Annotated in this window: 20 protein-coding genes; 10 read left to right on the top strand and 10 right to left on the bottom strand. The window is 67.8% G+C overall.

The features are described 5' to 3' along the window. The first annotated feature begins 71 nt into the window (after positions 1–71). The 3 genes from ABIC51_RS23490 (at position 72) to ABIC51_RS23500 (ending at position 4,593) form a co-directional block, all read left to right on the top strand. Complete coding sequence (locus tag ABIC51_RS23490) at positions 72–2,507, top strand: 3-hydroxyacyl-CoA dehydrogenase/enoyl-CoA hydratase family protein (RefSeq protein ID WP_021158421.1); 2,436 nt, start codon at positions 72–74, stop codon at positions 2,505–2,507. Positions 2,508–2,533: 26 nt separating this feature from the next. Next, positions 2,534–3,733, top strand: a complete 1,200-nt coding sequence (locus ABIC51_RS23495; protein ID WP_027789158.1) for an acetyl-CoA C-acyltransferase — start codon at positions 2,534–2,536, stop codon at positions 3,731–3,733. A 92-nt stretch (positions 3,734–3,825) separates the two neighbouring features. After that, entirely contained in the window at positions 3,826–4,593 is a 768-nt protein-coding gene (locus tag ABIC51_RS23500; RefSeq protein ID WP_060174888.1) for an enoyl-CoA hydratase, read from the top strand. Positions 4,594–4,644: 51 nt separating this feature from the next. On the opposite strand, the gene fdhD is transcribed toward ABIC51_RS23500, so the two are convergent. Further along, a complete protein-coding gene (gene fdhD / locus ABIC51_RS23505) occupies positions 4,645–5,487 on the bottom strand; it encodes a formate dehydrogenase accessory sulfurtransferase FdhD (protein WP_371141655.1) in 843 nt (280 codons plus the stop codon). Between the two features lie 115 nt (positions 5,488–5,602). Between fdhD and ABIC51_RS23510 the strand changes: the two genes are divergently transcribed. Then, positions 5,603–6,085 (top strand): nitrate reductase associated protein, encoded by a 483-nt coding sequence (locus ABIC51_RS23510; protein WP_124839942.1) that lies wholly within the window; start codon positions 5,603–5,605, stop codon positions 6,083–6,085. Between the two features lie 47 nt (positions 6,086–6,132). On the opposite strand, the gene ABIC51_RS23515 is transcribed toward ABIC51_RS23510, so the two are convergent. Continuing rightward, complete coding sequence (locus ABIC51_RS23515) at positions 6,133–6,528, bottom strand: acyl-CoA thioesterase (RefSeq protein WP_027789162.1); 396 nt, start codon at positions 6,526–6,528, stop codon at positions 6,133–6,135. A 174-nt stretch (positions 6,529–6,702) separates the two neighbouring features. On the opposite strand from ABIC51_RS23515, the gene ABIC51_RS23520 reads away from it, so the two are divergent. Continuing rightward, entirely contained in the window at positions 6,703–8,574 is a 1,872-nt protein-coding gene (locus ABIC51_RS23520) for an ABCB family ABC transporter ATP-binding protein/permease (protein ID WP_027789163.1), read from the top strand. A gap of 280 nt (positions 8,575–8,854) precedes the next feature. On the opposite strand, the gene murU is transcribed toward ABIC51_RS23520, so the two are convergent. After that, entirely contained in the window at positions 8,855–9,574 is a 720-nt protein-coding gene (gene murU / locus ABIC51_RS23525; protein ID WP_146253690.1) for an N-acetylmuramate alpha-1-phosphate uridylyltransferase MurU, read from the bottom strand. A 31-nt stretch (positions 9,575–9,605) separates the two neighbouring features. After that, a complete protein-coding gene (locus tag ABIC51_RS23530; protein WP_027789165.1) occupies positions 9,606–10,655 on the bottom strand; it encodes an aminoglycoside phosphotransferase family protein in 1,050 nt (349 codons plus the stop codon). Positions 10,656–10,878: 223 nt separating this feature from the next. Between ABIC51_RS23530 and ABIC51_RS23535 the strand changes: the two genes are divergently transcribed. The 4 genes from ABIC51_RS23535 to rsmA are packed head-to-tail and all read left to right on the top strand — an operon-like array spanning position 10,879 to position 16,530. Further along, positions 10,879–13,239 carry an LPS-assembly protein LptD gene (locus ABIC51_RS23535; protein ID WP_027789166.1) on the top strand — a complete coding sequence of 787 codons (2,361 nt, stop codon included), beginning with the start codon at positions 10,879–10,881 and terminating at the stop codon, positions 13,237–13,239. Positions 13,240–13,290: 51 nt separating this feature from the next. After that, the gene (locus ABIC51_RS23540; RefSeq protein WP_027789167.1) at positions 13,291–14,649 is read left to right on the top strand and encodes a peptidylprolyl isomerase; all 1,359 of its coding nucleotides are present in this window, start codon (positions 13,291–13,293) and stop codon (positions 14,647–14,649) included. A gap of 11 nt (positions 14,650–14,660) precedes the next feature. Then, on the top strand, positions 14,661–15,650 hold the full coding sequence (gene pdxA / locus ABIC51_RS23545; RefSeq protein WP_021161203.1) for a 4-hydroxythreonine-4-phosphate dehydrogenase PdxA: 990 nt from the start codon (positions 14,661–14,663) through the stop codon (positions 15,648–15,650). 49 nt (positions 15,651–15,699) lie between these two features. Then, positions 15,700–16,530, top strand: coding sequence for a 16S rRNA (adenine(1518)-N(6)/adenine(1519)-N(6))-dimethyltransferase RsmA (gene rsmA / locus ABIC51_RS23550; protein ID WP_146253691.1), 831 nt, complete (start codon positions 15,700–15,702; stop codon positions 16,528–16,530). Between the two features lie 124 nt (positions 16,531–16,654). Here the strand turns inward: rsmA and ABIC51_RS23555 are convergent, their stop codons facing one another. Then, positions 16,655–17,587: a DMT family transporter gene (locus tag ABIC51_RS23555; protein WP_059699921.1), complete on the bottom strand. Its 933-nt coding sequence runs from the start codon at positions 17,585–17,587 to the stop codon at positions 16,655–16,657. A gap of 362 nt (positions 17,588–17,949) precedes the next feature. Here ABIC51_RS23555 and gloA point away from each other — a divergent pair, with 362 nt between their 5' ends. Beyond that, positions 17,950–18,339, top strand: a complete 390-nt coding sequence (gloA, locus tag ABIC51_RS23560; protein ID WP_059525951.1) for a lactoylglutathione lyase — start codon at positions 17,950–17,952, stop codon at positions 18,337–18,339. Between the two features lie 105 nt (positions 18,340–18,444). Here the strand turns inward: gloA and ABIC51_RS23565 are convergent, their stop codons facing one another. From ABIC51_RS23565 to glyQ, 5 genes are read right to left on the bottom strand one after another with little or no spacing between them, the layout of a single operon-like run. Further along, the gene (locus tag ABIC51_RS23565) at positions 18,445–19,332 is read right to left on the bottom strand and encodes a M48 family metallopeptidase (RefSeq protein WP_027789172.1); all 888 of its coding nucleotides are present in this window, start codon (positions 19,330–19,332) and stop codon (positions 18,445–18,447) included. A 46-nt stretch (positions 19,333–19,378) separates the two neighbouring features. Next, positions 19,379–20,143: a lysophospholipid acyltransferase family protein gene (locus tag ABIC51_RS23570; protein ID WP_021161198.1), complete on the bottom strand. Its 765-nt coding sequence runs from the start codon at positions 20,141–20,143 to the stop codon at positions 19,379–19,381. A gap of 43 nt (positions 20,144–20,186) precedes the next feature. After that, entirely contained in the window at positions 20,187–20,750 is a 564-nt protein-coding gene (gmhB, locus tag ABIC51_RS23575) for a D-glycero-beta-D-manno-heptose 1,7-bisphosphate 7-phosphatase (RefSeq protein ID WP_027789173.1), read from the bottom strand. A 10-nt stretch (positions 20,751–20,760) separates the two neighbouring features. After that, positions 20,761–22,860 (bottom strand): glycine--tRNA ligase subunit beta, encoded by a 2,100-nt coding sequence (glyS, locus tag ABIC51_RS23580; protein ID WP_060194450.1) that lies wholly within the window; start codon positions 22,858–22,860, stop codon positions 20,761–20,763. Between the two features lie 22 nt (positions 22,861–22,882). Continuing rightward, positions 22,883–23,887, bottom strand: a complete 1,005-nt coding sequence (glyQ, locus tag ABIC51_RS23585) for a glycine--tRNA ligase subunit alpha (protein ID WP_011885965.1) — start codon at positions 23,885–23,887, stop codon at positions 22,883–22,885. Between the last annotated feature and the right edge of the window lie 11 nt (positions 23,888–23,898).

Below are 23,898 nucleotides of genomic sequence, written 5' to 3' on the forward strand. Positions count from 1 at the left end.
TCGGTTCCTGGTACTCACTTCTCCGTGCAGCCCCAACCTCCGCGCTGCACGACACTATCCGGAGACATCCCGTGAGCAATTTCCTGATTCGCAAGGTCGCCGTGCTGGGCGCCGGCGTGATGGGCGCGCAGATCGCCGCGCACCTCATCAACGCGCGCGTGCCGGTGCTGCTGTTCGACCTGCCGGCCAAGGAAGGCCCGAAAAACGCGATCGCGCTGAAGGCGATCGAGAACCTGAAGAAGCTGTCGCCCGCGCCGTTCGGCGTGAAGGACGACGCGAAATACCTCGAAGCCGCGAACTACGAAGACGACATCGCGAAGCTCGCCGAGTGCGACGTCGTGATCGAAGCGATCGCCGAGCGGATGGACTGGAAGCACGACCTGTACAAGAAGGTCGCGCCGCACATCGCGCCGAACGCGATTTTCGCGACCAACACGTCGGGCCTGTCGATCACGAAGCTGTCCGAAGGTTTCTCGGACGAGCTGAAGTCGCGCTTCTGCGGCGTGCACTTCTTCAACCCGCCGCGCTACATGCACCTCGTCGAGTTGATCCCGACCGCGCATACGCGTCCGGAGATCCTCGACCAGCTCGAAACCTTCCTGACGAGCATCGTCGGCAAGGGCGTCGTGCGCGCGAAGGACACGCCGAACTTCATCGCGAACCGCGTCGGCATCTTTTCGATCCTCGCGGTGATCACCGAGGCCGCGAAGTTCGGCCTGCGCTTCGACGAAGTCGACGACCTGACGGGCAGCCGCCTCGGCCGCGCGAAGTCGGCGACGTTCCGCACCGCGGACGTGGTCGGCCTCGACACGATGGCGCACGTGATCAAGACGATGCAGGACAACCTCGCCGACGATCCGTTCTTCCCGGTCTACCAGACGCCCGCCGTGCTCGCCGAACTGGTGAAGCAGGGCGCGCTCGGCCAGAAGACGGGCGGCGGTTTCTACAAGAAGGAAGGCAAGGCGATCAAGGTGCTCGACGCGAAGACGGGCACCTATGTCGACTCGGGCGCGAAGGCTGACGAAACGGTCGGCCGTATCCTGAAGCGCCCGCCGGCGGAACGCCTGAAGCTGCTGCGCGAAACGGACCATCCGCACGCGCAGTTCCTGTGGTCGATCTTCCGCGACGTGTTCCACTACATCGGCGTGCATCTCGAATCGATCGCCGACAATGCGCGCGACGTCGACCTCGCGATCCGCTGGGGCTTCGGCTGGAACGAAGGCCCGTTCGAAGGCTGGCAGGCCGCCGGCTGGAAGCAGGTCGCCGAGTGGGTGCAGGAAGACATCGCGGCCGGCAAGGCGCTCGCGAACGTGCCGCTGCCGTCGTGGGTGCTCGAAGGCGCGGTTGCCGAGAAGGGCGGCGTGCACACGGCCGAAGGCTCGTGGGCACCGGCTGCGAAGCGCTTCGTGCCGCGTTCGGACCTCGCGGTCTACGACAAGCAGGTATTCCGCGCGCCGCTGCTCGGCGAAGCGGGCGCCGATCCGAAGACGTACGGCAAGACGCTGTTCGAGACCGACGCGGTGCGCGCATGGGTCGACGATCGTGCGGGTGAAGACGACGTCGTGATCGTGTCGTTCAAGTCGAAGATGAACACGATCGGACCGAGCGTGATCGACGGCCTCGTGCAGGCGATCGAACTCGCGGAGAAAGACTACAAGGGCGTGGTGATCTGGCAGCCGACGTCGCTGAAGCTCGGCACGCCGGGCGGCCCGTTCTCGGCCGGCGCGAACCTCGAAGAGGCGATGCCCGCGTTCATGATGGGCGGCGCGAAGGGGATCGAGCCGTTCGTGAAGAAGTTCCAGGAAGGCATGCTGCGCGTGAAGTACGCGAACGTGCCGGTCGTCGCGGCCGTGTCGGGCATCGCGCTCGGCGGCGGGTGCGAGCTGATGCTGCACAGCGCGAAGCGCGTCGTTCACGTCGAGAGCTACATCGGCCTCGTCGAAGTGGGTGTCGGCCTCGTGCCGGCGGGCGGCGGCCTGAAGGAAGCGGCGCTGCGCGCAGCGGACGCCGCGACGGCCGCGAACGCGACCACCGACATCCTGAAGTTCGTCACGAAGTCGTTCGAGAACGCGGCGATGGCGAAGGTCTCGGCCTCCGCGCACGATGCACGTGCGATGGGCTACGTGAAGCCGTCCGACACGATCGTCTTCAACGTGTTCGAACTGCTCGACACCGCGAAGAAGGAAGCGCGTGCGCTGGCCGCCACCGGCTACCGCGCACCGCTGCGTGCGAAGGACGTGCCGGTCGCGGGCCGCTCGGCGATCGCGACGATCAAGGCATCGCTCGTCAACATGCGTGACGGCCGCTTCATCAGCGACCACGACTACCTGATCGCGAGCCGCATCGCCGAAGCCGTGTGCGGCGGCGACGTCGAAGCCGGCAGCCTCGTCGACGAGCAGTGGCTGCTCGCGCTGGAGCGCCGCGCGTTCGTCGAGCTGCTCGGCACGCAGAAGACGCAGGAACGGATCATGGGCATGTTGCAGACCGGCAAGCCGGTGCGTAACTGAGCGAGCGATAAGGCAAGGAGTCTCAAATGAGCAAACAATTGCAAGACGCATACATCGTCGCCGCCAGCCGCACGCCGATCGGCAAGGCCCCGCGCGGTGTCTTCAAGAACACGCGCCCGGACGAGCTGCTGGTCCACGCGATCAAGTCGGCGGTTGCGCAGGTGCCGGGCTTCGACACGAAGCTGATCGAGGACGCGATCATCGGCTGCGCGATTCCGGAAGCCGAACAGGGCCTGAACGTCGCGCGGATGGGCGCGCTGCTCGCGGGCCTGCCGCAGACGGTCGGCGGCGTGACGGTCAACCGCTTCTGCGCGTCGGGCATCACGGCGCTCGCGATGGCGGCCGACCGCATCCGCGTCGGCGAATCGGACGCGATCTTCGCGGGCGGTTGCGAATCGATGAGCATGGTGCCGATGATGGGCAACAAGCCGTCGATGTCGCCGCACATCTTCGATCGCAATGAAGACTTCGGCATCGCATACGGGATGGGCCTGACGGCCGAGCGCGTCGCCGAGCAGTGGAAGGTGAGCCGCGAAGACCAGGACGCGTTCTCGGTCGAATCGCACCGCAAGGCGCTTGCCGCGCAGCAGGCCGGCGAGTTCAACGACGAGATCGCCGCGTACACGATCACCGAGCGTTTCCCGAACCTCGCGACCGGCGAAGTCGACGTGAAGACGCGCGAGATCAAGCTCGACGAAGGTCCGCGCGCGGACACGTCGCTCGAAGGCCTCGCGAAGCTGCGCACGGTATTCGCGAACAAGGGCTCGGTCACGGCCGGCAACAGCTCGCAGACGTCGGACGGCGCGGGTGCGCTGCTCGTCGTGTCGGAGAAGGTGCTGAAGGAATTCAACCTGACGCCGCTCGCGCGCTTCGTGAGCTTCGCGGTGCGTGGCGTGCCGCCGGAAATCATGGGCATCGGCCCGAAGGAAGCGATTCCGGCCGCGCTGAAGGCTGCCGGCCTGAAGCAGGACGATCTCGACTGGATCGAGCTGAACGAAGCGTTCGCCGCGCAATCGCTGGCGGTGATGCGCGATCTCGGCCTCGACCCGTCGAAGGTCAACCCGATGGGCGGCGCGATCGCACTCGGCCACCCGCTCGGCGCGACCGGCGCGATCCGCGCGGCGACCGTCGTGCACGGCCTGCGCCGCCGTAACCTGAAGTACGGGATGGTCACGATGTGCGTCGGCACCGGCATGGGTGCCGCGGGCATCATCGAACGCCTGTAAGCAGGACACGACGCAAAGCGACGACGGTGCGCGGGCCACAAGCTTGCGCACCGTTTTTTCGTTCCGGTAGAGGAAAGTCAAAGGAGACGGTTGTGGCTGAAATTCAAGTGGAACGCGCCGAAGGCGTGATGACGATCACGATCTCGCGCCCGGCGAAGAAGAACGCGCTGACGGCGGCGATGTACCAGACGATGGCCGATGCGCTCGCCGACGCGCAGGAAGACAAGGCGATCCGCGTGATCCTGCTGCGCGGCAGCGACGGCAATTTCACCGCGGGGAACGATCTCGAGGATTTCATGAAGGCGCCGCCGAAGGACGACACCGCTCCGGTGTTCCAGTTCCTTGCGCGGATCAGCACCGCGAGCAAGCCGATCGTGGCCACCGTGCCGGGCCTCGCAATCGGCGTCGGCGTGACGATGCTGCTGCACTGCGATCTGGTGTACGCCGCCGACACCGCGACGTTCTCGCTGCCGTTCGCGCAGCTCGGCCTGTGCCCGGAAGCCGCGTCGAGCGTGCTGCTGCCGCGCCTGGCCGGCCATCAGGTCGCCGCCGAGAAGCTGCTGCTCGGCGAGGCGTTCGACGCGCTGGAAGCGCACCGGATCGGCATCGTCAACCGCGTGCTGCCGGCGGCCGAGCTCGACGCGTTCGCGGCGAAGCAGGCGGCGAAGCTCGCGGCGCTGCCGGCGGCGTCGCTGCGCGTGACGAAGGCGCTGCTGAAGGATACGGGCGGTGTGGCGACGTCCGCGCGGATGGCCGAGGAGGCGGGCCACTTTGCCGCGATGCTGCGCGCGCCCGAAGCGCGCGAGGCGATGACGGCGTTCTTCGAGAAGCGCAAGCCGGATTTCCGTCAGTTCGACTGACGGAGCAGGCCGCGCCGGCGATGGCTCGCCGGCGCGCCGCCGCGAACGCGATCAGGCCGTGCCGTAGTCGACGTGGCCGGTTTCGCGGCAGAAGCTGACGAGCCGCAGGCCGGCTGCTTTCGCGATTTCGATCGCGAGCGACGACGGCGCGGAGATCGTCGCCACCATCGGGATGCCGACCCGTGCGGCCTTGCGCACGAGCTCGTAGCTCGCGCGGCTCGACAGGAACACGAAGCCGTCGGTCGCGTCGGCGCGCGACAGCACGAGCGAGCCGATCAGCTTGTCGAGCGCGTTGTGGCGGCCGACGTCCTCGAACGCCATCCGGATCGCGCCTGTTGCGTCGCACCACGCGGCCGCGTGCAGGCCGCCCGTGAGCCGTGTGAGCGCCTGATGCGCCGGCAGCGCCTGCGCCGCGCGCGTCAGCGCGTCGGGGGCGAGGCGCGCGAGAAAGCCCGTATCGGGCACGCGCTCGGGCGCGAGGTCGAGCAGGTCGATGCTTTCGATCCCGCATACGCCGCAGCCGGTGCGCCCCGCGAGCGCGCGGCGCCGGTCCTTCAGCGCGGCGAACGCCTGCTGGACGACCTCCAGGTGGACTTCCGCATGCGGCAGCGGGGCGTCGGCGTGCAGGATCACCTCGATGTCCTTGATGTCGCTGCCGCGCGCGACGATCCCTTCCGAGATCGCGAAACCGACCGCGAACGCTTCGAGGTCGCACGGCGTACACATCATCACCGCGTGCGAGATGCCGTTGAAGACGAGTGCGACGGGCCACTCCTGGCCCACGTAGTCGTGCGCGGTTTCGACCGCGCCGCCGCGCGTGCGGCGTACGGACAGTTCGATCGCGCCGCGCGGTTCGTCGCGCATTTCACCGGATTCGGTCGGATTCACGAGCACTCCCGTTGATTCGGCGCGCGGGCGGCGGCATTCGTATCCGCCGCCCGCGCGCAGAGGTTCTAAAATACCCCAGGCAAGCCGGCCGCGCCGGCATCCGCCACATCAGGTAACGATCATGGGACTCAGCGACGCTCCACTGCTATTCGCCTTCGAACACGAATCGTCGGAAAACTTCACGTACATCCCGATGATCGTGCGTTTCAATCTCGACCGTTTCGGTCTGCGGATTTCGCTGGAACAGTGGCAACTGCTGCCGCTCGAGGACCGCAAGCTGCTCGCACGCTTTCCGGCCGACGACGACACCGCGATCGAGCCCAACTTCGATCACGCGCTGTTCGAAATGCTGCGTACGCACGCGGATCTGGAACCCTCGTGGTTCCAGCCGGACGAGCAGCCGGCCTGGCGCGCCACCGACATCGTGCCGGAGTCGCTCGTGCAGCAGAGCGCGCTGGCCGGACTGACGGCGCCCGGGCTTGCGCAGTGGCAGCGGCTTGCGCCGTTCCAGCGCTACGTGCTGGTGAAGCTGTCGCGCAAGCCGAAGCTGAACCACGATTTCCTGCCCGCGATGCGGGAGTTCGGGCTGACGGCCATGCACTGAGGTGGCCGCAGCCGGGTGGAGGGGGAGCGCCGTTCGGCGCTCGTCCGTCAGAGCGGCGGCAGTTGCCGCGGCTTGCGGTCGGGGCCGGTCGCGACGTAGGTGAGCGTCGCTTCGGTGACCTTCACGATTTCACCCATCAGGCGCATGCGCTGCGCGTACACCTCGACGTCGACCGTGATCGACGTGTTGCCGGTGCGCATGATGGTCGCGTAGAAGCTCAGCAGATCGCCGACGAACACCGGCTGCTTGAACACGAACGAGTTGACCGCGACCGTCGCGACGCGACCATTCGCGCGCTGGCTCGCGGGGATCGAGCCGGCGATGTCGACCTGCGACATGATCCAGCCGCCGAACACGTCGCCGTGGACGTTCGCGTCGTGCGGTTGCGGGACGACGCGCAGCGCGGGCTGTTTTTGCGGGAGTTCGAGGGTCGAATCGGTCATGGCGGGGGCTTTCATCCTGTAAGAAACATGCCGCCGCGCGCAGGCCGGCCGGCGAGGGCGCCGGCAGCGGCGCGAAGCGGCTTCTGCGACAATACAACGTTCGCAAATTGTACGAGAAAGTGAGCGAGCCGGCCGCCGATCACGCGCCCGGCACCGCCGCCGATCCTTCCCCTCATGCGCCGATTTCCTGCTTCCGGCGAGCCCGCGCCGGCTTCGACCGGGCCCCGCAACGACTGGCAGACCATCCGGTCGCTGTTGCCGTACCTGACCACCTACAAATGGCGCGTCGCGCTCGCGCTCGGCTGCCTGATCGGCGCGAAGGTCGCGAACCTCGGTGTGCCGGTCGTGATGAAGCGCATCGTCGACCACCTGTCCTACGTCCAGCAGATCACCGCGCTCGGCCGCGCCGAACAGTCGGCCGGCATCGTGCTCGCGGGCGGCGTCGGGTTGCTGGTCGTCGCGTATGCGCTCGTGCGGCTGTCGACGTCGCTGTTCACCGAGCTGCGCGAGATCCTGTTCTCGAAGGTCACCGAGAGCGCGGTGCGCCAGCTCGCGCTGCAGGTGTTCCGGCACCTGCACGGGCTGTCGCTGCGGTTCCATCTCGAACGCCAGACGGGCGGCATGTCGCGCGACATCGAGCGCGGCACGCGCGGCATCCAGCAACTGATCTCGTATTCGCTGTACAGCATCCTGCCGACGCTCGTCGAGGTCGGGCTCGTGCTCGGCTTCTTCGTGGTCAAGTACGAGGCCTATTACGCGTACGTGACGTTCGCGGCGCTGGTCACGTACATCGTGTTCACGGTGAAGGTCACCAACTGGCGTACGCATTTCCGCCGCACGATGAACGAACTCGATTCGCGCGCGAACTCACGGGCGATCGATTCGTTGATCAACTACGAGACGGTCAAGTATTTCGGCAACGAGGAGTGGGAGGCGCAGCGCTACGACGAGAACCTCAAGCGCTACCGGAAGGCCGCGATCCGCTCGCAGAATTCGCTGTCGGTGCTGAACTTCGGCCAGCAGGCGATCATCGGCACGGGGCTCGTGTTCATCCTGTGGCGCGCGACGCAGGGCGTGCTCGCGGGCAAGCTGACGCTCGGCGATCTCGTGCTGATCAACACGTTCATGCTGCAGCTGTACATTCCGCTGAACTTTCTTGGCGTCGTCTATCGCGAGCTGAAGCAGAGCCTCACTGACATGGACCGGATGTTCGGGCTGCTGTCGGCCGCGAAGGAAGTGGCCGACCTGCCCGATGCGCGGCCGCTCGCGGTCGCCGGCGCGCAGGTGCGCTTCGAGCATGTGAATTTCGCGTACGAGGCGTCGCGGCCGATCCTGCACGACGTGTCCTTCACGATCGACGCGGGCACGACGACCGCGGTGGTCGGCCACAGCGGCTCCGGGAAGTCGACGCTGTCGCGGCTGCTGTTTCGTTTCTACGATCTCGACCGGCAGGCGGGCGGCGCGATCCGGATCGACGGCCAGGATATCCGCGACGTCACGCAGGATTCGCTGCGTGCGTCGATCGGGATCGTGCCGCAGGACACCGTGCTGTTCAACGACTCGATCTACTACAACATCGCGTACGGCCGGCCGAGCGCGACCCGCGACGAGGTGATCGCGGCCGCGCGCGCCGCGCACATCCACGATTTCATCGAAAGCTTGCCGAAGGGTTATGACACGCCGGTCGGCGAGCGCGGGCTGAAGCTGTCGGGCGGCGAGAAGCAGCGCGTCGCGATCGCGCGCACGCTGTTGAAGGATCCGCCGGTGCTGCTGTTCGACGAGGCGACTTCGGCGCTCGATTCGCGCTCGGAGCGGGCGATCCAGCACGAGCTCGACCAGATCGCGCGGCATCGCACGACGCTCGTGATCGCGCACCGGCTGTCGACGGTCGTGCACGCGCAGCAGATCCTCGTGATGGATCACGGGCGGATCGTCGAGCGGGGCACGCACGACGAACTCGTGCGCGCCGACGGGTTGTATGCGCAGATGTGGGCGCTGCAGCAGCAGCGCGCGGCGGCGGGCGGGGAAGAGGCAGAGGCCGCGTAGGCGCGGGTATTGCGCGGTGCGCGGCAGGAACGGGCGGTGTGGTGCCGTCAGGGCCGGGTGACTCGGCGGAGCGTCAGCGACATCGGATCCTGGAGCTTGGTCCGGCGCCGATCGGTCGCGCGGTCGTTGACAAGTCGGGGTATCAACCGCCGAACCGCCGAACCGCCGAACCGCCGAACCGCCGAACCGCCGAACCGCCGAACCGCCGAACCGCCGCCCAGCCGCCCAGCCGCCCAGCCGCCCAGCCGCCCAGCCGCCCAGCCGCCCAGCCGCGAAACGATCAGCCCGCGGCGCGCAGCCGCGCGTCGAGCTCGCCGAGCTGCGCGGGCGTGCCGACGTTCTCCCAAAACCCTTCGTACAGTTCGCCGCTCGCGCGGCCGGCTTCGATCGCCGCGCGATAGTACGGCGTCAGCGCGCGCCGCGTGCCGGGCGCGAGATCGCGGAACATCCGCGTGTCGTACAGGCCGATGTTGCCGAACGTGAAGCGCGCGGCGCCGTCGAGCACCAGGCGGCCGTCGTCGCCGAGCGCGAAGTCGCCGGCCGGGTGGAACGGCGGGTTCGGCACCATCACGAGGTGCATCGCCGGCGCGTCGAGCGCGGCCATCCGGGCGGCGCGCGGCGCGAGCGTCCGGTAGTCGAAGGCGCAGTACACGTCGCCGCTGACCGCCGCGAACACGGCCGGTTGTCCGTCGCGCTCGAGCAGCGGCAACGCCTGCGCGATGCCGCCCGCGGTTTCCAGTGCCTCGCCTTCGGCCGAGTACGCGAGCCGTACGCCCCAGCGCGACCCGTCGCCGAGCGCGGCCTCGATCTGTTCGCCGAGCCACGCGTGGTTGATCACGATCGTCTCGATACCCGCGCGTGCGAGCGCTTCGATCTGCCACGCGATCAGCGGCTTGCCGCCCGCTTCGAGGAGCGGCTTCGGGCGGGTGTCGGTGAGCGGGCGCATCCGTTCGCCGCGCCCGGCGGCGAAGATCATCGCCGTCGTCAGGGTGTTGCTCATGTTCGGCCGGGTGTCAGGAAAGTCGGAACGATCAGAACGTATAGCCCACGTCGGCCGGCGCGTTGCCCTCGAGCTCGTCGAGCAGCTTCGCGAACGGCACGAGCGGGCGGTAGCGCAGCGCGACCTTGCGCGCATACGCGATGAAGCGCGGCAGGTCGTTCAGGTAATGGGGCTTGCCGTCGCGGTAATTGATGCGCGCGAACAGGCCGAGCACCTTGATGTGGCGCTGCAGCCCCATCCATTCGAGCTGGCGGTAGAACTCGCCGAAATCGGGATCGACCGGCAGCCCGGCCTTTTTCGCCTTTTCCCAGTAGTACGCGAAGCAGTCGAGCTCGAACTCCTCGTCCCAGCTGATGAAGGCGTCGCGCAGCAGCGACACGACGTCGTACGTCAGCGGCCCGTAGACGGCGTCCTGGAAGTCGAGGATGCCCGGGTTCGGCTCGCACACCATCAGGTTGCGCGGCATGAAGTCGCGCAGCATGAAACCCTGCGGCTGTGCGTGGGCGCTCGCGACCAGCAGCGCGAAGGTGCGGTCGAGCGTGCCACGCATCGCGTCGGTGACGGGCTTGCCGAGGTGGCGGCCGACGAACCATTCGGGCATCAGCTCCATCTCGCGGCGCAGGAACGCCTCGTCGAACGGCGGCAGCACGTCGGGTTTCGACGTGAGCTGGAAGCGGATCAGCGCGTCGAGTGCTTCGCGCATCAGCGGTTTCGCGGCGGCCGGGTCGGCCGGATCGAGCACCGAGATGTACGGCGTGCGGCCGAGATCGGTCACGAGCATGAAACCCGCGTCGAAATCGTGGGCCAGCACGTCCGGCACATGGTCGCCGGCCGCGGCGAGCAGTTGCGCGACCTGGACGAACTCGCGGCACTTCTCGGGCGGCGGCGCGTCGACGGCGATCAGCGTGCCGCCGGCGCTCGTGGCCGACGCAATCCGGAAATAGCGGCGGAAACTGGCGTCCGACGATGCGGGCGCGAGGGTCGACAGGTCGAGCGCGTAGCGCTCGGCGAGCGGGTGCAGCCACGCGGTGAGCGCTTCGAGGCGGGCGTCGGGCTGGGATGCGGCGGATGGGGGCGTCATGAAACTCGGAGGAGGGGGGAACGTCTTGCCATATAATACCCCACGACTTTTTTGACGCACCCCGCGTCAGCTTTCCGCCGTGCAGGCCCGCCGCCTGTCGCGCCGCCACCCGATCGCCTCCCCGGTTTGCGCTCAGCCGCAGTCGCGGTGCGACGGCGCGGCCCGCCGTGCGCGAATGTGCCGCGACGGCGCGGCTGACAAGGGGCGATTCGCCAAACGATAGATGCCGCCCAAACCGCTATTCCCGAATGTTTTCCCCGGTGACGGGGTGCCGCGCAAACGGCGGCTCGCGCTCGCGCTCCTGGCCGTGCCCGGCCTCGTGCCGGCCGTGTCGTACGCGCAGCTGTCGGGCGCGGCCGCGCAGCCGCAGCCGCTCGACTCGCCGTGGGATCTGCGTCTCGCGCCCCAGCTCGAGGATCGTCCGCTGAAGGAGGGCGCGAAGCCGGCCGCCTTCGTGATCGCCGACCACACGAGCGGCACCGCCGAGCAGGATCTCGCCGCGAAGGGTTCGGCCGAGCTGCGGCGCGGTGACGCCGTCGTGAAGGCCGACGCGATCCACTACGATCAGGATACCGACATGGCCGATGCGTACGGCCAGGTCAGGGTGATCAATTCCGGCACGTCGTTCGCGGGCCCCGAGGCGCACCTGAAGATCGAGGCGAACCAGGGCTTCATGACGGCGCCGAAGTATCACTTCAACGTGACGGGCGGCTCGGGCAGCGCGGAGCGTGTCGACATGGTCGACAACGAGCGCTCGGTGTTCGTCAACGGTACCTATACCGCGTGCCAGTGCTCGACGAACCCCGCGTGGTACATCAAGGGCAGCCGCTTCGACTTCGATACGGGCGCCGATGAAGGCACCGCGCGCAACGGCGTGCTGTTCTTCCAGGGCGTGCCGATCTTCGCGAGCCCGTGGATGACGTTCCCGCTGTCGGGCGAGCGGCGCAGCGGCCTGCTGCCGCCGACGTTCTCGGTGAACTCGAGCAACGGCTTCGAGCTGACGCTGCCGTACTACTTCAACATCGCGCCGAACCGCGACCTGACGCTCACGCCGCGCATCATCTCGCGGCGCGGCGTGATGACCGAGGCGACGTTCCGCTACCTGTCGCCGTCGTATTCGGGCACGTTCACGGCCAATTACCTGCCGGATGACCGGCTCGAGCACCGCAACCGCTACGCGATCTACTGGCAGCACCAGCAGAACTTCGGCGGCGGTTTCGGCGGCTACGTCTACTACAACAAGGTCTCGGACAATCTGTATCCCGAGCAACTGGGTTCGTCGAACCAGTTCATCAACGGGACGCAGACGCTGTACCAGCAGGAAGCGGGCCTCACGTACAACAACGGCCCGTGGTCGGTGCTCGCGCGCTACCAGCACTGGCAGACGCTGCCGCCGTCGATCGCGCCGTACAGCCGCGAGCCGCAGTTGAACGTGAAGTACACGAAGTACAACGTCGGCGGCTTCGACTTCGGCGCGGAAGCCGACTATTCGCGGTTCCGCATCACGACGGCCGACGCGACCGAAGGCGACCGGATCGTCTTCAACCCGTACATCGCGTACGGCGTGTACGGCCCCGGCTACTTCGTCGTGCCGAAGGTCCAGTACCACTTCGCGTCGTACGACCTGAACTACCTGTCGTCGAAAACGCCGAACAGCCCGAAGCGCTTCACCGAGTCGATCCCGACCGTGAGCTTCGATTCGGGCCTGATCTTCGACCGCTCGGTGCGCCTGTTCGGCCAGGATTTCATCCAGACCCTCGAGCCGCGCCTGTACTACGTGTACACGCCGTATCGCGACCAGTCGAACGCGCCGCTGTTCGACACCGCGGAATCGGACTTCGGCCTCGCGGAGATCTACCAGCCGAACACGTTCGTCGGCAACGACCGGATCGCCGATGCGAACCGCATCACGGCCGGCCTGACCTCGCGCTTCATCGATCCGCGCACCGGCGACGAGCGAGCGCGTTTCGTGATCGCGCAGCAGTACTACTTCGCCGATCAGCGCGTCACGCTGAATGCCGGGCAGAGTGCGGTGCTGGCGCGCCACTCGGACCTGATCGTCGGGGCCGCGCTGAAGCTCGGTTCGGGTTTCATGTCCGAGACGGCGTTCCAGTACAACCAGAACAACAACCAGCTCGTGAAGTCGAGCGTCGGTTTCGGCTACAGCCCGGGCGAGCGCCGCGTGATCAACGTCGGCTACCGCTATACGCGGGCGAACACCACGCTCGACAACCAGCCGATCAACCAGTTCCTGGTGTCCGCGCAATGGCCGCTCACGCGCCGCCTGTATGCGATCGGCCGCTTCAACTACGATCTCGCCGGCGATCGCGTGGTCGACGGTCTGGTCGGCTTACAATACGACGCGGATTGCTGGGCGCTCGGGGTCGGGGTGCAGCGGGCGGCGAACGGCATCAATTCGTCCGGACAGCAGAATTCGTCGACGCGCTTCATGATGCAGCTCACGCTCAAGGGCCTGTCGACCGTCGACAACGGCCTCGTGTCCGCGTTCCGCGCCGGGGTGCCGGGCTACACGCCGCTGCCGCCGCCGCCGCCGCCGATGTCCCGCTTCAGCAACTACGAGTAACGCCGGCTTGTCTGCACCGGTCAGCACGATTTCAATGGAGTTCCAGTGGCAATGAAGAAAACCCTTCGTTTCGCGGCAGTCGTGTCCAGCCTCGCTGCGGCCGCCGCGCTGCTCGCCTCTGCGCCGGCCGCGGCGCAGGCGCTCGGTTCGCAAGGTGCGCAGCTCGCCGACGAAGTCGTCGCGGTCGTCAACAACGACGTGATCACCGGCCGCGAACTCGACCAGCGGGCCGGCCTGATCGCGCGCCGGCTGCAGCAGCAGAACGCCCCCGTGCCGCCGACCGACCAGTTGCGCGCGCAGGTGCTGAACCAGATGGTGCTCGAGCGTATCCAGGTGCAGAAGGCCAAGGACGACGGGATCCGCATCGACGACGCGACGGTACAGTCCACGCTGCAGCGCCTCGCGCAGGCGAACGGCATGACGCTCGACCAGTACCGCGCGCGTCTCGAGGCGCAAGGCGTGCCCTGGAGCATCTTCACGAGCGATGCGCGCACCGAACTGATGCTGTCGAAGCTGCGCGAGCGCGAGGTCGACGGCAAGATCACCGTGTCGGACGCCGAGGTCGCGAACTACATCGCGAGCCAGCGCGGGCCGAACGCGTCGCAGCAGCAGGACCTGCGCTTCCAGCACATCTTCATCAAGGCACCGACCAACGCGCCGCAGGCCGACATCGAAGCCGCGCAGAAGAAGGCTGACGCGTTGCTGCAGCAGGCGAAGTCGGGTGCCGATTTCGAGAAGCTCGCGAAGAACAATTCGGAAGCGAACGACGCGAAGAAGGGCGGTGACCTCGGCTTCAAGTCGCCGAGCGCGCTGCCGGCCGACGTCGTCGACGCCGCATCGAAGCTGCGCCCGGGCCAGGTCAACCCGACGCTGATCCGCGTGCCGGACGGCTTCGAGATCGTGCGTCTCGTCGATCGTCGCCAGAGCCAGGGCGCGTCGGCCGCGGCACCGAAGATCGTCCAGACGCACGTGCGCCACATCCTGTTGCGCGTGGGCGAAGGCAAGTCCGAAGGCCAGGCGCGCCAGCAACTGGCCGACATCCGCAACCAGGTCGAGGCCGGCGGCGATTTCGCGAAGTTCGCGCGCACGTATTCGCAGGACGGTTCGGCGTCGCAGGGCGGCGATCTCGGCTGGATCAGTCCGGGCGAGACCGTGCCGGAATTCGAGCGCGCGATGAACAACCTGCAGGACGGCCAGATCAGCCAGCCGATCCGTACCGAGTACGGCTATCACCTGATCCAGGTGCTGGGCCGCCGCGAAGCGGAAGGTTCGGTGCAGCAGCAGATGGATATCGCGCGTCAGGCGATCGGCCAGCGCAAGGCCGAGCAGGCGTATGCCGACTGGCTGCGCGAGCTGCGCGATTCGTCGTACGTGCAGTACAAGATCGGCGGCGTCGGCCCGGCGAACTGAGCGAGCTTCCGATGACCACGCCCGCGCTGCAGATCGCGATCACGACCGGCGAACCCGCGGGGGTCGGCCCGGAACTGACCGTGCAGGCGCTGCGTGATGCCGCGCAGCGCTGGCCCGACGCGCATTTCACCGTGCTCGGCGATGCGGCGCTGCTCGACGCGCGTGCGGCGGCCGTCGGCGCCGACCGGGCCACGCTGGCCGGCAGCGGGCCGGTGTCGGTCGCGCATCACGCGCTCGCCGTGCCCGCCCAGGCGGGCAGGCTGGACGCGGCGAACGGCCCTTACGTGCTCGGGCTGCTCGACGCGGCGATCGACGGCGCGCTGGCGGGCCGGTACGACGCGATCGTCACCGCGCCGTTGCAGAAGAGCACGATCAACGATGCGGGCGTGCCGTTCACCGGCCATACCGAGTACCTGGCGGAGCGTACGCATACGCCGCGTGTCGTGATGATGCTGGCCGGTACCGGCCACCGGCCGCTGCGCGTGGCGCTCGCGACCACGCACCTGCCGCTGAAGGACGTGTCGGCCGCACTGACGGTCGACGGGCTCGTCGAGACGCTCGCGATCATCGATCGCGACCTGCGGCGCGACTTCGGTCTCGCCGCGCCGCGCATTCTCGTGACGGGCCTGAACCCGCACGCGGGCGAGAACGGTTATCTCGGCCGCGAGGAGATCGACGTGATCTCGCCGGCACTGGCCCGCGCGAACGCGCAGGGCATCGACGCGCGCGGCCCGTATCCGGCCGACACGCTGTTCCAGCCGCGCCATCTCGCCGATGCCGATTGCGTGCTCGCGATGTTCCATGACCAGGGCCTGCCCGTGCTGAAGTACGCGACGTTCGGCGAGGGCATCAACGTGACGCTCGGGCTGCCGATCATCCGGACGTCGGTCGATCACGGCACGGCACTCGATCTGGCCGGCACGGGCCGCGCGGATCCGGGCAGCATGATCGCCGCGCTCGACACGGCCGTCACGATGGCGCGCCATCGCCGCACCGCCTGACGCGGCCCGGCTTTACCTCATTCGTCGTATTTTTCGTTTTACTCAGTCGATGTCGAACAGCAGACAGCACCAAGGCCATTTCGCGCGCAAGCGCTTCGGGCAGAACTTCCTCGTCGATCACGGCGTGATCGACTCGATCGTCGCGACGATCGGCCCCGCGCGCGGCCAGCGCATGGTCGAGATCGGCCCCGGGCTCGGCGCGCTGACCGAGCCGCTGATCGCGCGCCTCGCGACGCCCGAGTCGCCGCTGCATGCGGTCGAGCTCGACCGCGACCTGATCGGGCGCCTGCAGCAGCGCTTCGGCGCGCTGCTCGAACTGCATGCAGGCGACGCGCTCGCGTTCGACTTCCGCTCGCTCGCGGCACCCGGCGACAAGCCGTCGTTGCGGATCGTCGGCAACCTGCCTTACAACATTTCCAGCCCGCTGCTGTTTCACCTGATGACGTTCGCCGATGCGGTCATCGACCAGCACTTCATGCTGCAGAACGAAGTCGTCGAACGGATGGTCGCGGAGCCGGGCACGAAGGCGTTTTCGCGTCTGTCGGTGATGCTGCAGTACCGCTACGTGATGGAAAAGATGCTCGACGTGCCGCCGGAATCGTTCCAGCCGCCGCCGAAGGTCGATTCGGCGATCGTCCGGATGATTCCGTACGAGCCGCACGAACTGCCGGATGTCGATCCCGGGCTGCTCGGCGAAATCGTCACCGCGGCGTTCTCGCAGCGCCGCAAGATGCTGCGCAATACGCTCGGCGACTATCGCGCGACGATCGATTTCGATGCGCTCGGCTTCGATCTCGCGCGCCGTGCGGAGGATGTGAGCGTGGCCGAGTACGTCGGCGTGGCGCAGGCGCTGGCGAAGGTGCGCAAGGCCGCGGAGTAACGGCAGCGCGTGCGTCATGCGCGCGTCGCACGTCGGCTCGAGGTTCACGAGGCTGCCCTGGCGGGCAGCCTTTTTCATTTTCCCCGCGCCGTATTCGTCGATGCCGGGCCGCGACCGGGTGTCGTTACGCGCGCCGACGCGGCGGCGCGTTGACGAGCGCGATGCCCGTCAGCACGAGCGCGGCCGCCGACATGAAGCGCCAGCCGACGGATTCGCCGAGCAGCAGCACGCCGAACGCGACGCCGAACAGCGGCGACAGGAACGTGAACACGGACAGTCGTGATGCGCTGTAGCGCGTCAGCAGCCAGAACCACGACAGGTAGCTGACGAACGCGACGATCACCGACTGATACGCGAGGCTCGCGACCGCGACCGGCGTGACGTGCGCGAACGACATCTGGCCGAACAGTGCGGCCAGCGCGACCAGCACGACCGCCGATACCGCGAGCTGGTAGAACAGCGTCTTGCTCGCGCTCGCCCGTGCGAGCGCCGTCGAGCGTACGACGACGGTCGTCGCGGCCCACATCGCGCCGCCGAGGATCCCGAGCGCGTCGCCGGCGAGCCCGGCCAGCACGGATGCGCCGGGGGCGCGCGGCTTCAGGAAGCCGTCCGCGAACGCGAGCGCGATGCCGGCGAATGCCAGGCCGACGCCGGCCCACTGCGTGCGTTGCAGCCGTTCGCCGGGTGCGAACAGGTGCAGGCCCAGCGCGGTGAAGCACGGCGCCGTGTACAGGAAGATCGCCATGTGCGACGCGCTCGTCAGCGTCAGCCCGAAGAACACGCAGATGAATTCGCCGGCGAACAGCGCGCCGGCCGCGAGGCCCGCGCCGAACGTGCCGTCCGCCTGAAACAGCGGCGTACCGCGCGAGCGGGCCCAGCCCCACAGCAGCGCCGCCGCGATCACCGAGCGCAGTCCGGCCTGGAACATCGGCGCGATCGCGGCGTTCGTGCTCTTGATCGCGACCTGCTGGAAGCCCCAGATCGCGCACAGCAGCAGCATCAGGCCGACGGCGCGCATGTCGAGCGCGCGGCGCACGGGGGCAGCGAGTGCACTCATCGGCGAACCTCGCCGGTTCGGTACGGCGGCTGCGAGATCGGGAGGGTGGCGCATCCGGCGCGCTCGAATCGGCGGTGTCGCACGGCAGTGTGGCGGTAGGGGGAGTGGGTGGTCGCGTTCGGGCGGTGGGTCGCATGCCCGCTTTTGGTGCGAGGTGGAAGGATGTTACCCGATCCGCTCGGTAGTCGGGCGAGCAGGGGCGTGCTGTTTTCCGCGTTGCCCTTGCGCCGGCAGGCGTTACCCGCCGGGCGTCCCCGGCCAGGCGCCCCGAGCTGGGCGCCCCCGGCTAGGCGCCCCCGGCGAAGTTCACCCGACTCTGGTAGAGTTCCCGGTTCTGGAAAGTCCCCACAGGAGTACAACACATGCGATTGCTGCATACGATGCTGCGAGTCGGCGATCTCGACCGCTCGATCAAGTTCTACACCGAATTGCTCGGCATGAAGGTGCTGCGCCGCGACGACTATCCGGAAGGCAAGTTCACGCTCGCATTCGTCGGCTACGGCGATGAAAGCAACAACACGGTGATCGAACTGACCCATAACTGGGATACCCCGTCCTACGACCTCGGCACGGGTTTCGGCCATCTGGCGCTGGAAGTCGACGACGCGTACGCGGCCTGCGACAGGATCAAGGCGCAAGGCGGCAAGGTCACGCGCGAAGCGGGCCCGATGAAGCACGGCACGACCGTGATCGCGTTCGTCGAGGATCCGGACGGCTACAAGATCGAGTTCATTCAGAAAAAGGCGCACTGAGCGCCGGATGAACCGGGCCGTGGCGTGCGATGTGCGCGGCGGCAAAAAAGGGCGATGCGGAGTGACCCGCATCGCCCTTTTTCGTTGGCGGCGAAGCCGTGCGCGTCAAAGCGACGGCAGCAGCTCGGGCGGGTGATGCTTGAGCGTGTGGCGCGCTTCGCGGAACTCGGGGAAGATCGACTCGACGGTCTGCCAGAAGGCCGGGCTGTGGTTCATTTCGCGCAGGTGCGACAACTCGTGCGCGACGACGTAGTCGATGATCGACATCGGGAAATGGATCAGCCGCCAGTTCAGGCGGATCTTGCCGTCGCTCGAGCAACTGCCCCAGCGCGTCGCGGCCGACGACAGCGCATACATCGAATACGTGACGCCGAGCTTCTCCGCGTACACCGCGAGGCGTTCACCGAAGATTCGCCGGGCTTCGCCCTGCAGCCAGCCCTGCACGCGATCCTTGATCTGCTGCATGTCGGCCTGCACGGGCAGCGGCAGCGAGAGCCGTAACGCATCGGCGTCGAATGCGACGGCGCCCGCGCCGAGCGCGATCGTCACCGTCTTGCCGAGATAGGGCAGCTGCGCACCGTCGCGCCAGTCGATCTGCGGCAGCGCGCGCTGCTCGGTGCGCGTCTTCCACTCGGCGAGCTTCGCGAAGATCCAGCGTTGTTTCTCGGCGATCGCGGCTTCGATGTCGGCGAGCGTGACCCAGCGCGGCGCGGTGATCGACAGCCCGCTGCCGTCGATCGTGAAGCCGATCGTCCGGCGCGCCGAGCGCTTCAGGCGGTATTCGAGCACGCGGCTGTCGAGTGCGAACGTCCGCACGCGCGAGCGGTCGGGCGCGGGGCCCGGATCGAGGGGCGCAGCGGGGGCCGCTTCGGTCGGCGCGGGCGGGGCAGCGGGCGCCGACGGCGCGGCGGCCGGCCCGTCGAAGAGCGGCAGATCCATCTGGCGATGATCGAGGGCCACGACGGCAGGCCGTGGCCGCGGACGCTGTTTCATCAGTTCGCTTCTTTTTGTCGTACGCAACGGCTGCCACCCGGGGGCGTCAGACACGCGCGGCATCGCGCGTGCCGGCGTTGCCCGCCTGGCGATACGAATCCGGATCGATCCGGCGCATTTCCGCTTCGATCCATGCTTCGACCTGCGAGTTCAATGCATCGGGCGTCAGCCCCTCGCTGGGAATCGGCTTGCCGATCGACACGGTGACGACGCCCGGGAATTTCGTGAACGAGTTGCGCGGCCACACCCGGCCTGCATTGTGCGCGATCGGTACGACGGGTGCGCCGGTTTCGATCGCGAAGCGCGCGCCCCCCGTCTTGTACTTGCCCTGCTTGCCGACCGGCGTGCGCGTGCCTTCCGGGAACATGATCATCCATGCGCCTTCCGACAGGCGCTTCTTGCCCTGGCGGATCACCGACGTGAACGCGTTCTTGCCTTCCTTGCGGTTGATGTTGACCATGTGCAGCAGCCCGAGCGCCCAGCCGAAGAACGGCACGTACAGCAGCTCGCGCTTGAACACGTAGCAGAGCGGTTTCGGCATCAGCGCGGGAAACGCGAGCGTTTCCCATGCGGACTGGTGCTTCGACAGCAGCACGGCCGGGCCGTCGGGCAGGTTCTCGTAGCCTTCGATCCGGTAGCGGATGCCGTTCAGCCAGCGCACGACCCACAGCGTGGACTTGCACCAGCCGGCCGCCATCCAGTAGCGCGCGTCGGCGCGCATGAACGGAAAGGCGATGAAGCACGCGGTGGCGTACGGCACCGTGTACACGACGAAGTAGATCAGCAGCAGCAGGGAGCGGACGAAGCGCATCGGCGTAAGTCTGGCGTTAGGGAGGATGCGCGCGGCGGCCGCATCACTCGTGTTCGTGTGAAAGGAAATCGAGCGCGAACGCGCGCAGGTCGTCGTGGACCTTCGTGCCGGGCGGCAGGTTGCCGGCGGCGAGCGTCTTCTTGCCCTTGCCGGTGAGCACGAGGTACGGCTGGAAGCCGACCGCGACGCCGGCCTGCAGGTCGCGCAGCGAATCGCCGACCACCGGCGTGTGATCGGGATCGATCTCGAAGCGCTCGGCGATCATCTGCATCATCCCGGGTTTCGGCTTGCGGCAGTCGCAGTGATCCTCGGCCGTGTGCGGGCAGAAGAACACCGCGTCGATCCGCGCGCCGACCGCGGCCGCCGCGCGATGCATCTTCAGGTGCATCTCGTTGAGCGCGGCCATGTCGAACAGCCCGCGACCGATGCCGGACTGGTTGGTCGCGACGACCACGCGATACCCCGCGTGGTTGAGCCGGGCAATCGCCTCGAGGGCGCCGGGCAGCGCGATCCATTCGTCGGGCGTCTTGATGAACGCATCCGAATCGACGTTGATCACGCCGTCCCGGTCGAGGACGACGAGCTTTCGGTTGGGGCTGGTCGGCATCGTGCGGCCCTTATGCGGCGAGCTTCGAGATGTCGGCGACGCAGTTCATCTGCTGGTGCAGCGCGGACAGCAGCGCGAGACGGTTCGCGCGCAGTGCCGGATCTTCCGCGTTGACCATCACGTCGTTGAAGAACGTGTCGACCGGTGCGCGCAGCGCGGCGAGCGCCGACAGCGCGCCCGTGTACGCACGCGCCTCGAGCTGCGACTGCACGTGCGGCGTCACGGCCGCGAGCTGTTCGTGCAGCGCCTTCTCGGCGGCCTCGACGAGCAGCGTCGGCTGCACCGCACCGTTCGCGCCGCCCTCCGACTTCTTCAGGATGTTCGAGATCCGCTTGTTCGCGGCCGCGAGCGCTTCGGCTTCCGCGAGGTGCGTGAATTCGCGCACCGCGTCGAGGCGCGCGACGAGATCGTCGACGCGCGTCGGGTTCAGGCTCAGCACCGCATCGATTTCGCCGGCCGAATAGCCGCGCTCGCGCAGCAGGCCGCGCAGGCGATCCATGAAGAACGCGAGGATCGCGTCGGTCGATTCGGCCACGCCCGGCACGCCTTCGAAGCGCGCATGGGCCGTGCGCAGCAGCGACACGAGATCGAGCGGCAGCTGCTTCTCGAGCAGCAGGCGCAGCACGCCGAGTGCGTGGCGGCGCAGCGCGAACGGATCCTTCTCGCCGGTCGGCGCGAGGCCGATCCCCCAGATGCCGACGATCGTCTCGAGCTTGTCGGCGAGCGCGACGGCGGTCGACACGGGCGTGGTCGGCAGTGCGTCGCCGGAGAAACGCGGCTGGTAGTGCTCGGCGCAGGCGAGCGCGACGTCGTCGGCTTCGCCGTCGTGGCGCGCGTAGTACGTGCCCATCGTGCCCTGCAGTTCCGGGAACTCGCCGACCATGTCGGTCAGCAGGTCGGCCTTCGCGAGGCGCGCGGCGCGCTTCGCGTGCGCGGCGTCGGCGCCGATCGCGGGGGCGATCTCGCCGGCCAGCGCCTCGAGGCGCTCGACGCGCGCGAGCGCCGAACCGAGCTTGTTGTGATACACGACGTTCGCGAGCTGCGGCACGCGGTCGGCGAGCGGCTTCTTCTTGTCCTGCTCGAAGAAGAACTTCGCATCGGCGAGGCGCGGGCGCACGACGCGCTCGTTGCCTTCGATGATCTCGCCCGGCGTCTTCGTCTCGATGTTCGACACGATCAGGAAGCGCGAGCGCAGCTTGCCGCCGACGTCGGTCAGCGCGAAATACTTCTGGTTCGTCTGCATCGTGAGGATCAGGCATTCCTGCGGAACCTGCAGGAATTCGTCCTCGAAGCGGCACGGGTAGACGACCGGCCATTCGACCAGCGACGTCACTTCGTCGAGCAGCGCTTCGGGCATCACGACGGTATCGCCGTTCGCGTGTTCGTTCAGTTGCGTGCGGATCGTTTCGCGGCGATCGGCGAAGTGCGCGATCACGCGGCCCTTGTCGCGCAGCGTGTCGGCGTATGCGCGTGCATGCTGGATCGCGACGAGGCCGTCGGACAGGAAGCGGTGGCCGAGCGTCGTGTCGCCCGCGTCGACGCCGAATGCGGTGACGGGCACGATGCGGTCGTCGTGCAGCACCGTCAGGCGATGCACCGGGCGCACGAACTTCACGTCGGAGCCGTCCGGGCGCTGGTAGGTCATCACCTTCGGGATCGGCAGCTTCTCGAGCGTTTCGTCGAGCGCGGCCTGCAGGCCGTCGGCGAGCGTCGCGCCGGCTGCCGAATAGTTGATGAAGAACGCTTCGGCCTTGCCGTCCTGCGCGCGCTCGAGATCGGCGATCGACAGGTTCGGGTGGCCGAGCGCCGCGAGCTTCTTCGCGAGCGGGGCGGTCGGCTTGCCTTCGGCGTCGAGCGCGACCGACACGGGCAGGACCTTTTCGCGGACCTGCTTTTCAGGTGCGACGGCGCGCACGTTCTGCACGACGACGGCGAGGCGGCGCGGCGTGGCGTAGCGTTCGAACACGAGTTCGCCGTCGACGAGGTCGCGTGCCGCGAGGCGTTGCGCGAGGCCTTCGGCGAATGCGTCGCCGAGGCGCGCGAGGGCCTTCGGCGGCAGCTCTTCAGTCAGCAGTTCGACGAGCAGGGGGGCGGGATGATTGTGCGTCATGTCTGGATTGAATCTCGTCTCGTCAGTCCTGATCGATCTTGCGTTCGACCTTGAGCGGCGGCGCCCATGCCGGCTGGGCGGCGTCCTGGGCGTCGGTGGTGAGGCCCGGCACGCCCGGCGGGTTGCCGAGCATCGGGAAGCCGAGCTTCTCGCGCGAGTCGTAGTAGGCCTGTGCGACGAGACGCGACAGCGCGCGGATGCGGCCGATGTACGCCGCGCGTTCGGTGACCGAGATCGCGCCGCGCGCGTCCAGCAGGTTGAACGTGTGGCCGGCCTTGAGCACGAGCTCGTACGCGGGCAGCGCGAGCTGCGCGTCGATCATCTTCTTCGCTTCCGCTTCGTAGCTGTTGAAGAACGTGAACAGCAGGTCGACGTTCGCGTGCTCGAAGTTGTAGGTCGACTGCTCGACCTCGTTCTGGTGGTAGACGTCGCCGTACGACAGGCGGCGCAGCTCGGGGCCGTTCGGGCCTTGCTCTTCCCACTCGGTCCACACGAGGTCGTACACGTTCTCGACCTTCTGCAGGTACATCGCGAGGCGCTCGAGGCCGTACGTGATCTCGCCGAGCACCGGCTTGCAGTCGAGGCCGCCGACCTGCTGGAAATACGTGAACTGCGTGACTTCCATCCCGTTCAGCCACACTTCCCAGCCGAGGCCCCACGCGCCGAGCGTCGGGTTTTCCCAGTCGTCCTCGACGAAGCGCACGTCGTTCTGCTGCAGGTCGAAGCCGAGCGCCTCGAGCGAGCCGAGGTACAGGTCGAGGATGTTTTCCGGTGCCGGCTTGAGCACGACCTGGTACTGGTAGTAGTGCTGCAGGCGGTTCGGGTTCTCGCCGTAGCGGCCGTCCTTCGGGCGGCGCGACGGCTGTACGTACGCGGCGCGCCACGGCTCGGGGCCGACCGCGCGCAGGAACGTGTGCACGTGCGACGTGCCTGCACCGACTTCCATGTCGATGGGCTGGAGCAGGGCGCAACCCTGCTTGTCCCAGTAGGACTGCAGCGTCAGGATGATTTGCTGAAACGTAAGCATGAAGAGCCTTC

This window comes from Burkholderia sp. 572 (genome assembly GCF_040545135.1).
Lineage (GTDB): Bacteria > Pseudomonadota > Gammaproteobacteria > Burkholderiales > Burkholderiaceae > Burkholderia > Burkholderia cepacia.